The organism is Thiofilum flexile DSM 14609 (genome assembly GCF_000380185.1).
GTDB lineage: Bacteria > Pseudomonadota > Gammaproteobacteria > Thiotrichales > Thiotrichaceae > Thiofilum > Thiofilum flexile.
Genome location: NZ_KB904754.1, coordinates 68,093 through 78,571, shown reverse-complemented (window position 1 = coordinate 78,571; position 10,479 = coordinate 68,093). Strand labels below are relative to the sequence as shown.

The 10,479-nt window shown below is 43.8% G+C and carries 10 protein-coding genes and 1 rRNA gene; 5 read left to right on the top strand and 6 right to left on the bottom strand.

The window, feature by feature from the left end; genetic code table 11:
• Nucleotides 1-184 precede the first annotated feature (184 nt).
• A 5S ribosomal RNA gene (gene rrf / locus A3IK_RS0105495) occupies nucleotides 185-300 on the top strand.
• Between the two features lie 97 nt (nucleotides 301-397).
• On the opposite strand, the gene argA is transcribed toward rrf, so the two are convergent.
• From argA to A3IK_RS0105475, 4 genes are read right to left on the bottom strand one after another with little or no spacing between them, the layout of a single operon-like run.
• The gene (gene argA / locus A3IK_RS0105490; protein ID WP_020558977.1) at nucleotides 398-1,720 is read right to left on the bottom strand and encodes an amino-acid N-acetyltransferase; all 1,323 of its coding nucleotides are present in this window, start codon (nucleotides 1,718-1,720) and stop codon (nucleotides 398-400) included.
• Complete coding sequence (locus tag A3IK_RS0105485) at nucleotides 1,713-2,312, bottom strand: phosphoheptose isomerase (RefSeq protein ID WP_020558976.1); 600 nt, start codon at nucleotides 2,310-2,312, stop codon at nucleotides 1,713-1,715. The genes argA and A3IK_RS0105485 overlap by 8 nt, the downstream gene beginning before the upstream one ends.
• A gap of 3 nt (nucleotides 2,313-2,315) precedes the next feature.
• The gene (locus tag A3IK_RS0105480) at nucleotides 2,316-2,705 is read right to left on the bottom strand and encodes a YraN family protein (protein ID WP_051081547.1); all 390 of its coding nucleotides are present in this window, start codon (nucleotides 2,703-2,705) and stop codon (nucleotides 2,316-2,318) included.
• A complete protein-coding gene (locus tag A3IK_RS0105475) occupies nucleotides 2,698-4,377 on the bottom strand; it encodes a penicillin-binding protein activator (RefSeq protein WP_020558974.1) in 1,680 nt (559 codons plus the stop codon). Before A3IK_RS0105475 ends, A3IK_RS0105480 begins: the two co-directional genes overlap by 8 nt.
• 93 nt (nucleotides 4,378-4,470) lie before the next feature.
• On the opposite strand from A3IK_RS0105475, the gene rsmI reads away from it, so the two are divergent.
• A complete protein-coding gene (rsmI, locus tag A3IK_RS0105470) occupies nucleotides 4,471-5,325 on the top strand; it encodes a 16S rRNA (cytidine(1402)-2'-O)-methyltransferase (RefSeq protein WP_020558973.1) in 855 nt (284 codons plus the stop codon).
• On the opposite strand, the gene A3IK_RS0105465 is transcribed toward rsmI, so the two are convergent.
• Both A3IK_RS0105465 and A3IK_RS0105460 read right to left on the bottom strand, forming a co-directional pair.
• A complete protein-coding gene (locus A3IK_RS0105465) occupies nucleotides 5,287-5,913 on the bottom strand; it encodes a DUF2058 family protein (RefSeq protein ID WP_020558972.1) in 627 nt (208 codons plus the stop codon). The genes rsmI and A3IK_RS0105465 overlap by 39 nt on opposite strands.
• 8 nt (nucleotides 5,914-5,921) lie before the next feature.
• Entirely contained in the window at nucleotides 5,922-6,569 is a 648-nt protein-coding gene (locus tag A3IK_RS0105460) for an adenylate kinase (protein ID WP_020558971.1), read from the bottom strand.
• 136 nt (nucleotides 6,570-6,705) lie between these two features.
• On the opposite strand from A3IK_RS0105460, the gene ppa reads away from it, so the two are divergent.
• From ppa to rodA, 3 genes are all read left to right on the top strand, one after another.
• Nucleotides 6,706-7,242 (top strand): inorganic diphosphatase, encoded by a 537-nt coding sequence (gene ppa / locus A3IK_RS0105455; RefSeq protein ID WP_026220823.1) that lies wholly within the window; start codon nucleotides 6,706-6,708, stop codon nucleotides 7,240-7,242.
• 84 nt (nucleotides 7,243-7,326) lie between these two features.
• Nucleotides 7,327-9,297: a penicillin-binding protein 2 gene (gene mrdA / locus A3IK_RS0105450; protein ID WP_020558969.1), complete on the top strand. Its 1,971-nt coding sequence runs from the start codon at nucleotides 7,327-7,329 to the stop codon at nucleotides 9,295-9,297.
• 2 nt (nucleotides 9,298-9,299) lie between these two features.
• Complete coding sequence (gene rodA / locus A3IK_RS0105445) at nucleotides 9,300-10,412, top strand: rod shape-determining protein RodA (protein WP_020558968.1); 1,113 nt, start codon at nucleotides 9,300-9,302, stop codon at nucleotides 10,410-10,412.
• Nucleotides 10,413-10,479: the final 67 nt, after the last annotated feature.

The window sequence follows — 10,479 nt, the reverse complement described above, 5'->3', positions numbered from 1 at the left end:
AACCCGTAGCGGTTTACGCAAGAGATTGATACAGTATACAGTACACGAGTTTGATGACTTTCCTGAATTGGGTGATGTAGGCCCTGTAGTGACGAGAGTGGTGGATCATTGATAGATGATTCATGCATAACTCAAAACCACTACGAGAAGACCAAGAACCTGCATCGTATACCCTAGTAGTTTGCTTGGCACCCATAGAGCTGTGGAACCACCTGATCCCATCCCGAACTCAGAAGTGAAACGCAGTATCGCCGATGGTAGTGTGGGGTTTCCCCATGTGAGAGTAGGTCAGTGCCAAGCTTAATTTCTGAGCCTCGTTGGATGAATATCTGACGAGGCTTTTTTGTTTCTGGCGTTATTTAAAATACTCTTTCTTAGATACTCGAACTCTTTAATATTAAAGAGCCGAGCTAACGCTTTTTTGCTTTAAGGGTTTAATTAAAACTCTTGAGTTTCTTTTATAATTATACAAGCGCTTTTTGTTTTCGGGTAAATCATCTATTGACTTCTCATCAAAGCCGCGCTCTTTAAACCAGTCACTGGTTTGTGTAGTTAAAACTAATAATTTTTGCTTTCCTTGTTTAATCGCTAATTGCTCCATGTAATTAACTAATCTATCACCTCTATAATTGGCTCGATACTGAGGGTGAACTGCTACACAGGATAATTCGCTGATTGTTAAATCATCGGTTTGATATAAAGCTGCACAGCCTACGATTTGTCGATCAACCTCTACTATATGAAAATTACCAATCTCTAATTCTAGTTGTTCCCGTGAGCGTCTTACTAAGATACCTTCTTGTTCAAGTGGACGAATTAATTCAAGTATCCCACTAATATCCTCTAATAGAGCCGGTCGTATTTTCTCAACCGATTCATTAGAAATCATACTTCCAATCCCTTCACGGGTATAAAGCTCTAGTAGTAAACCACCATCCGTCATACTTTCAATCAGGTGTACGCGCTCAATATCTTGATTAACAGCTTTAGCAATGAGTTTCAAAAGGGGCATTTGTTCACCCAGTTCTTCAGCTTCTTGACGCGTCATCGCATTGGGAATAGGCATAGGAATGGGTTCATGTGTGATAAAGATGAGCTTATTGGCCTTTAATGCTGTTGCTGTTGCTATAGCGGTTTGCTCATAGCCTAGATTATAGCTTTCCCCAGTAGGTGAATAACCAATAGGTGAAATGAGCACGACATTTTCATGACTTAATTGCTCTTTAATGCTTTCAATATTAACTTTGCGTACTTGCCCAGTATATTTATAATCGATTCCATCATGTACTCCGATAGGTTTGGCACTTAAAAAGTTACCGGAGATGACGTCTAAAGCAGCATTATTAATTTGTGGCTGATGTAAAGCGGTGGTTAGTAAATTTTCAATTTTAACCCGTAAATAGCCACACGCTTCTTTTACTGCAAGCAAGGCGTCTTTATCCGTAATACGTAAACCATTATGAAATAAGGGCTGACCACCATCCTCAATAATACGGCTATCAATTTGTGGTCGTGTGCCATGAATCAAGACCACTCTCACATCTAATGAGGCAATAATAGCGATATCTTGAATAATACGTCGAAAGGTAGGCTGTTCTACGACTTCGCCCGCAAAAGCAATCACAAAAATCTTATTGCGATGGCGTTGAATATAAGGGCCTATTTCTCTTAATAAACTAACACGACTAAATAGAGGGTCAGGGGTTTCAATATTATGCATGGGGTTTATTCAGTAATTGATAATCGATTAAATCACATAAGCAGTGAATAAGGACTAAGTGTACCTCTTGAATACGTGCAGTTATGGTGCTAGGTACACACAGTTCAATATCACCATCCTGTAATAGGGCACGTAATTTACCACCATTTTTACCACTCAGTGCGACTACTTTAATACCGCGCTCATGAGCGGCTTGAATCGCTAAATTAACATTAGCCGAGTTACCACTAGTAGAAATAGCCAGCAATATATCGCCAGATCGCCCTAAGGCTTCGACTTGACGCGCAAAAATACGCTCATAGGAGTAATCATTAGCAATAGAGGTAAGGGTTGAGGTATCGGTAGTGAGGGCAATAGCTGCTAAGCCTTGGCGCTCTTGCTCAAAACGGTTTAAGAGTTCAGAAGAAAAGTGCTGGGCATCACCCGCTGAGCCGCCATTACCACAGCTCATAATTTTTCCGCCTTGTTTTAAACAGTCCAGCATCAATTGTGCTGCTTGTTCTAGCGGTGCTGCGAGTACCTCGACAGAGCGCTGTTTGGTTTCAATGCTGGTTTGAAAGTGTTGTTGGATACGATTTTGTAGGGTAGTCATCAATTAAAAGTCCGTTGTGAAGGCATTGGGTAGCCAATGCAAATTATTTTCCCCCTCTAATGCGATCACATCAAAACGTGCTTGAGCATAGGGGGCTTGACGCATTAGATAATAGCTAGCCGTTTTAATAATGCGTTGTTGCTGGCGGGCGCTAATACTCAGCAGTGCCCCACCATATTGTGTGCTACGGCGATATTTGACTTCAACAAATACTACGGTTTCACCGTGTTGCATGATTAAATCAATTTCACCTGTTTTACAGCGAAAATTACGCTCCCGCAGCGTTAGACCCTGTTGTTGCAAGTAAACTAACGCTTGCTCTTCGGCCTGTTGACCGGCGAGTACGGCTGCTAATTTTTTAGCATCAGCAGCTGATGGTTTAGTGTTACTCAAGAGGGCTAGGCTCGCCATTGACGAAGGTAGCTAAACCTAGGGTGCGTTGAACTTTTTGATTACGCATCTGGATTTGTCCGGTTCTACCCCGTAAGGCTTGTTGGTTATAAACTAGACCTTGCAAGTTTTTAGCCACCAAAAAGGCATCAATCCCTAAGGCATACATACGTGGATACTGGCTGCTTTTGAGCGCTCCACTACGGGAATTTTCCAAGATCCAAGGGATTTCGGTGTAAATAATACCGTCTAGATCAGCATCTTTACGTGGTTCTAAGCGCCCGGAGAAAATATGTGAGGTTGCATAGACTGGTAATAACCCTGCTTGTGCTTGAAGAAGCGGACGCATGAGCCGTGCTTGAGTAGGGGAAGCGGCTAAAAATACCATTTGTGCACCACGATTCGTCACATGGCGTTGTACTTGTGCTAGGTAATCTTTGGGCGTATTAGGGTAACGTGCGGTGCTCACTATTTGTCCGCCGCCGGCTTGATAAGCTGCTTTAAAGGCTTGTTCTAGTCGTGCGCCCCAAGCGGAGTCTGGCACCATCACTACCGCCCGTTGATGTCCACGGTGTAGAGCAGTACGAGCCACTTGTATCGCCTCATCTTCAGGGGATAAGCCGAATTGATAGAGTGTACTAGGAACGGATGCATTACCTTCTAAATAATTGAGCGCTAAAATCGGTTTGCTCAGCTCTTGAGGATAACGTAATAATTCTACTACATTATCTTTATCTAGTGGGCCAATAATTAAATCTGCACCCTCAGCTACCGCAGCGCGGTACTGATTCAGCACGCCGGTACTAATATCATATAACTTAATACGAGTATCATTACCTGTTTGGGCTTGAGCGAGCTGGATACCTTGGAAAATCTCATTCGACACCGCCCCTAAACTGCCGGAGCGAGGTAGTAATACGGCAATTCGTGCGGTACTGTTGGGAATAACGGGTTCTTGTCTTGGGGCTTGAGGTTGTGCTTGTGGCGGACGAGGCTGAGGCGGAACATTGGCGTTACCCATAAGAGCCATTGCTTTATTACGCACATGCTGGATTTTTGCTTGTAAAGCAGGGGATTTACCAACCGTACTTTCATCCGGTAATAAACTCAAAGCAATGTCAGGCCTGCCTGTTTGTACGGCAAGTAAGGCTTTAATATAACGTAGCCGCTCTAAACTCTCGCCACCAATATATTGATTATTAGCTTGGGCTAAATAGGAGCGAGTTACACGAGCATCCCCCATCGATGCGGTAATTTCTGCAGCTTGTAATAAAACACGTTCCCGCTGTGGTGAGGGATAGGTGAGTGCAAGTTCATGGTACATTTGCGCCGCTTCAGCTTTTTGCCCCTGTTGTAAGAGTTCATTAGCTAAACGTAAACTACCCTGAGGCATATGGCGCATACGTGGACGGCGCGGTGAGGGACGAAAACTGGGCTCAGGTTCCACCTGTACCTGTAGACGAGGACTAGGAGCGATCTGGTTGGGTATACTCGGTACGGGAGTAGATAGGGTATAAGCAGGTGGTGGTTGAGTCACTACTACAGGAGCAGGAGGGCTAGTGTCGCTAGTGTTCTCTGTAGGTGTACTAGAGCACCCCACCAAAATTGCCAAAACCGTATGAATAACCAATGGATAAGCATACTTATGTATGCGTTGTTTTAATAATTGATGCATAACATTGACCCCAAGAAGCCCATTTATAATTTTAACCCCATCATAGCATTATTTATGCTATTGTGCTTAATGTTTGCCTGAAAAGAGATGGACATGGATGTAGTTGCCGCGACTTTATATTGTGTTGCAACCCCTATTGGTAATTTAGGGGATTTAACCGTGCGTGCTACTCAGGTACTAGAACAAGTACACACGGTTTATGCCGAAGATACTCGTGTCACTCAACACTTACTCACTCATTTAGGTTTACAGAAACCATTAGTGAGCTTGCATGACTTTAATGAAACTCAGCGTATTCAGTCGGTACTAGATGCTTTAGCGAGTGGACATAGCCTTGCCCTAGTAAGTGATGCGGGTACGCCTTTGATTAGTGATCCGGGGTATAAATTAGTACGTGCAGTAGCTCAGGCTGGTTTTAATCTAGTTCCGATTCCGGGGGCTAGTGCAGTGATTACAGCGCTTTCGGTGGCGGGTTTGCCGACGGATCGTTTTAGTTTTGAGGGATTTTTGCCGGCTAAAGCGTCTGCACGGATTAAAGCCTTAGAAGCCTTAAAATCAGATGCTCGCACGTTAGTTTTCTATGAGTCCTGCCATCGTATTGAGGAAACCTTAACCGCTTTAGCTACGGTGTTTGGGGTTGAGCGTGAAGTGGTCATTGGGCGTGAAATGACCAAAGCCTATGAAACTTTCTATCGTGGAACCTTAGGTGCTTTAGCTCAAGGGGTTGGGTTGGATGATAACTTAAAACGAGGCGAGTTAGTGGTTATTGTCGCGGGCAATAGTGACGAGGATACTGAGCATGCAGCTTTAGCAGCAGACACGGTATTGAAAGTATTACTAGATGAGGGTTTGCCAGTTAAACAAGCTACTAGTATTGCCGCTCGTTTAACCGGGCAAGCCAAAAATGAGCTATATCGCTTGGCTCTGAGTCTCAGTCGGAGTGATTAGCTGCTCCTCAGGTACATCAGGAAGCTCTTCACTCTCATCATTAGGATCCGCAATAATAATTAATTTATCAGGATCAATCGCTTTAACTTGCTGTGCCAACTCTAAACTGATCAAACAGCGCTTACCCTCTAAGAAGGTAATAGCCAGTAAACCTTGGGCTAATTGGGTTTGTTGCTCAGCCGTTACGTATAAATACTTAATCGTTTCGCCTACCACAAAGTTATAGCGAATCTCAGCCTCAGGCTGATTAAGCACTTGCCCTTCAAGTAGGGTTTTTACTTGCTGGCGTACTTGCTTTTTACGTTCGCTAGCCTCGCGCTGCCGCCGCTCTTGCTCTAACTTTTCGGCTCGTTCAGCTTTGTCACGAGCACTATAGAATTGAGCGAGATCTTCTTCGGCAGGAGGGGCAGGTTTCTTAGCTTTGGGCATCTGTTGAGGCTTAGCAGAACGGGCAGGGGGTGTGCGTTGTGCTGAGCGCTCGGTAGATTTTTTGCTGGGCGGGCGTTGTTTATCTTGCTCCGCTTGGTCAACCTGTGCTTGAGTGGCTAGACCTGCTTTGAGTAGTTGATCACGTAAAGAGTTGGACATAATTCAAGTTACACTGTCGCTAATTCAGTTTGAATGGCTTGAGTAATGGCTTCCATTGCGCCCACCCCATTGACCTTACGCAGCTTATTTTGTGCTGCATAATACTGAATCAAGGGAGCAGTATTTTGCTCATATACTTTCAAGCGATTACCAATGGTTTCTTCATTATCATCAGCACGGTGATAGAGTTCACCTCCACACACATCGCAGACGTCTTCTAATTGTGGTGGAGAGAAGTAACGGTTAAATACAGCACCACACTGTTTACAGGAAAGCCGTCCGGTTAAACGTTTTAATAATACCTCAAAATCAACATCAATTAATAAGCCACATTGAATAGGCTGGTTAACTTCTGCTAATAGCGCATCAAGGCTCTCTGCTTGAGCAGTATTGCGCGGAAAACCATCTAAAATAAAGCCATTTTTGGTGTCGTCTTGTTGTAGGCGATCACGAATCATACCCAGTACGATAGCATCGGATACTAGAGCGCCCGCATCCATCGCCGCTTTAGCCTTTAAGCCTAGTTCTGTACCTGCACTGACGGCAGCACGTAATAAATCTCCGGTAGAGATTTGGGGAATATTATAAATACTCGTCAAGCGTTGTGCCTGAGTACCTTTACCCGAACCGGGTGCACCTAATAGTACAATTCGCATAGCCTTCTCACCTTTTCTCACTCTTAAGTCACGTCACGAACTTATACCTTAGTTGAACGATGCAGTGCAAGTATGGTGTGCAGCGCATCAATTAAGGGCTATAATGTCGGCGGTTTCAACGAAAGGTAAATCGCTCATGATTATTGATAATCTACCCGTGGGAAAGGATGTTCCTAATTCGGTTAATGTCATTATTGAAATTCCCGCTAACTCGTCACCTGTTAAGTATGAGGTGGACAAAGATAGTGGGGCACTAATGGTCGACCGCTTTATGTCAGCCCCCATGTTTTATCCCGCCAATTATGGTTTCGTACCTCATACTTTAGCAGAAGATGGTGATCCTGCTGATGTATTAGTAGTGACACCTTATCCCTTAGTGCATGGTTGTGTCATTCCAGCCCGCCCTGTTGGTGTTCTAAAAATGAGCGATGAGGCCGGGGGCGACTCCAAAATTCTGGCAGTACCCGCCGGTAAGTTAGCGCCTCAATATAAAGATGTAACCTCCTACGAGCAGCTACCTCCCTTACTAATCCAGCAAATTAAACATTTCTTTGAACATTACAAAGAGTTAGAGCCGGGTAAATGGGTTAAAGTAGAGGGCTGGGGCAGCGCTGAGGACGCAAAAGCAGAAATTTTAGCTAGTATTAAACGTTTCCAAGACAGCAAGGCCTAATCTTCGCCTGTTATAATGCTCAAAAAATGGCTATTGTAAGCAGTAGCCATTGCACCCTTTTCACCACTTGGGGACTTGCCAATTATGGGTGAACGGTTATCAATTAAGACCGAGCGCGATGAACAACAATTATTTAATAGCCGGGCCATTATTGCTGCACTCATTGTGCTATTGGCACTCACCGGCATTATTGCACGGATGTATTTTTTACAAGTAAAACAAAATGCTTATTATACTAATTTATCCTTACAAAATTACCAGCACCGTATTCCCATAGCACCTACACGCGGGCAGATTTATGATCGTAATGGGGTATTACTAGCCGATAGTAAGACCAAGTATGTCATTCAAGTCGTACGTGATAGTGTGTCTGACCTTAATGATGATGGTAAAAGAAACTACAGTGATATTGATATTTTATTGGGTCAGCTAAGTGGTTTAGTGAGTATTTCAGAAAAAGAACAACGCTTATTTATGCAGCAACTGCGTAAAACCAGCCGCTATCAGCCTACGGTACTCAAAGAAAATCTCACCGATGTAGAGGTGGCAAAATTTGCGGTAAATAAGCCACGCTTTCCGGGAGTCGATATTGAAGTACGTATGGAGCGCAATTACCCCTATGGTAAGGTAGCTAGTCACGTGATTGGTTATGTAGGGCGTATTGATGAGCGCGATATGAAAAATCTCAATCGCGATGAGTATGCGGCGAGTACTCATATTGGTAAAACAGGGGTTGAGGCTTCCCATGAGGATCGTTTGCACGGTCAAACCGGCTATAGCTTGCACGAGGTTGATGCTCATGGACAATACAAAGACCTATTAGATGAAAAGCCACCCGTGGGTGGGCAGGATTTATTCCTCAGTATTGATATGGATCTGCAGCTAAAAGCAGAGGATTTATTAAAGAATGAGCGTGGCGCAGTCATTGCTATCGATCCCACTAATGGTGAAGTATTAGCGATGGCTAGTATGCCCACCTTTGATCCTAATCTGTTTGTGAATGGGATTTCCCATAAAGACTATACGGATTTAAGAGATAATCCTGATCGTCCACTCTATAACCGTGCCTTACAATCGGCCTACCCACCGGGGTCTACTATTAAACCCATGGTGGCCTTAGGGGGGTTACAAGAGGGTGTGATTTGGCCTAGTAAGACGACTTATGATCCGGGGTTTTTCCAAATTCCGGGTAATAAACACCGTTATCGTTGTTGGAAAAAATCGGGGCATGGCGCGGTTGGGATTGATCGGGCGATTGCTCAGTCGTGTGATACCTTCTTTTATGATATGGCTTATCGCATGGGAGTGGAAAAATATTCAAACTTTATGCGTAACTATGGTTTTGGGCAAGTAACTGGTATTGATTTACCCTCAGAGTCACCTGGTCTAATGCCAACCCCAGAGTGGAAACAAAAACGCTACAAACAAATTTGGTATCCAGGGGATACGGTAAATATTGGTATTGGGCAGGGCTATTGGCTCGCGACACCGCTACAATTAGCTCATGCGGTGGCAACAACATCGATGCGCGGAATTAGAGTTAAACCTCGCCTGTTACATGCTGTGCGCCGCGTGAAGAATGAGCCACCAGAGGTATTACCGCCAGAGTATTTACCTAAAGTCGTGTTGAAAAATCCACATTTCTGGGATCTATCGATTAATGGCATGATTAATGTGGTCAATGCTAGTTACGGTACAGCTAAAAAAGTGAGCCAAGGTATTAGCTATACCATGGCAGGTAAGACTGGTACAGCACAAGTCTTTGGTATTGCCCAAAATGCAAAATATGATGCTAAAAAATTGGCTAAACGCTTGCATGATCATGCGTTATTTGTCGGGTTTGCTCCGGCGAGTAATCCTAAAATTGCCTTATCCGTGATTATCGAAAACGGCGGGGGCGGAAGCTCGGTGGCAGCACCAGTAGCACGAGCCATGATGGATGAATACTTATTGCCTAAACCGGCTCTAGATCCTAATGCTCCAGCAGGGCCACCTAAACCTGTGGCTACTCTAGTGAATAATACTAAAAATTCTAAGCAACCTCGTGAGCGCTAAGTATGTTTAATAATTTACTTCCACCCATTGTGGTACAGATCTTACAACGTTTGGATTTAGTATTACTCTCTGCATTAGGGTTGCTGATTTTCGCAGGGGGTGTAACGCTCTATAGTGCTAGTGATATGTCTTTAGAAATGGTCTATCGGCAAGGGCTACATTTCTTATTAGGCTGTAGCCTCATGGTGGTTATGTCACAGGTTCAAAGCAAAACATTACGGCAATGGGTGGTGTGGCTCTATGGCATTGGCTTGGTTTTATTAGTATTGGTATTAGTGGTTGGGGAAACTAAAAAAGGGGCAACCCGTTGGTTATATATAGGGATAGATATTCAACCGGCTGAAATGATGAAAATAGCTGTGCCTATGATGATCGCCTATTACTTCTCAGAGAAAAGTCTACCCCCCCGTTTGATTGATATTATTATTGCACTCATACTGATTTTTGTGCCGATGTTATTAATTATGAAGCAGCCAGATTTAGGTACTTCACTATTAATTGCCGTATCGGGTTTATTTGTGATTTATCTAGCGGGTATGTCGTGGTGGTTGATTGGCGGAGCTATAGCATTTATAGCCGTCGCAGCTCCCTTGATGTTCCATTATGGTATGCATGAGTATCAGCGTCAGCGGGTACTTACTTTGATTAGTGATGATGTGAATGTGCTGAAAGAGGGCTATCACATTTATCAATCAAAAATAGCCATTGGGGCGGGGGGATTGTATGGTAAGGGCTGGCAAAATGGTGATCAGTCCCATTTAGACTTCTTACCCGAACGCCATACCGATTTTATTTATGCGGTCTTTGGTGAAGAGTTTGGTTTGGTGGGTAATTTGGCTTTGCTGTCGTTATACTTATTTATTATTTGGCGGGCTTTGTATATTGCCTCTAAAGGGGAAGATACCTTTGGGCGTTTATTAGCGGGTAGTCTGAGTTTAACCTTCTTTATTTATTTATTGGTTAATACTGGGATGGTGAGTGGTGTTTTACCTGTAGTAGGTGTACCGCTACCGCTAGTGAGTTATGGTGGCACATCCATTGTTACGCTAATGATTGCGTTTGGGATCATTATGGGCATGAAAAAGCGTAAGCGTATTTATCAAACTGATGATTAGGTACTTACTTAAAAAATGGTTTAGCAGATAGTTAGGGTGTTATGCTAGCTAGAATAGGGAATTGCAT

Coding starts and splice junctions, on each gene's coding strand:
- argA (WP_020558977.1), bottom strand. CDS start 1,720: ATGCATAATATTGAAACCCCTGACCCTCTATTTAGTCGTGTTAGTTTA.
- A3IK_RS0105485 (WP_020558976.1), bottom strand. CDS start 2,312: ATGACTACCCTACAAAATCGTATCCAACAACACTTTCAAACCAGCATT.
- A3IK_RS0105475 (WP_020558974.1), bottom strand. CDS start 4,377: ATGCATCAATTATTAAAACAACGCATACATAAGTATGCTTATCCATTG.
- rsmI (WP_020558973.1), top strand. CDS start 4,471: ATGGATGTAGTTGCCGCGACTTTATATTGTGTTGCAACCCCTATTGGT.
- A3IK_RS0105465 (WP_020558972.1), bottom strand. CDS start 5,913: ATGTCCAACTCTTTACGTGATCAACTACTCAAAGCAGGTCTAGCCACT.
- A3IK_RS0105460 (WP_020558971.1), bottom strand. CDS start 6,569: ATGCGAATTGTACTATTAGGTGCACCCGGTTCGGGTAAAGGTACTCAG.
- ppa (WP_026220823.1), top strand. CDS start 6,706: ATGATTATTGATAATCTACCCGTGGGAAAGGATGTTCCTAATTCGGTT.
- mrdA (WP_020558969.1), top strand. CDS start 7,327: ATGGGTGAACGGTTATCAATTAAGACCGAGCGCGATGAACAACAATTA.
- rodA (WP_020558968.1), top strand. CDS start 9,300: ATGTTTAATAATTTACTTCCACCCATTGTGGTACAGATCTTACAACGT.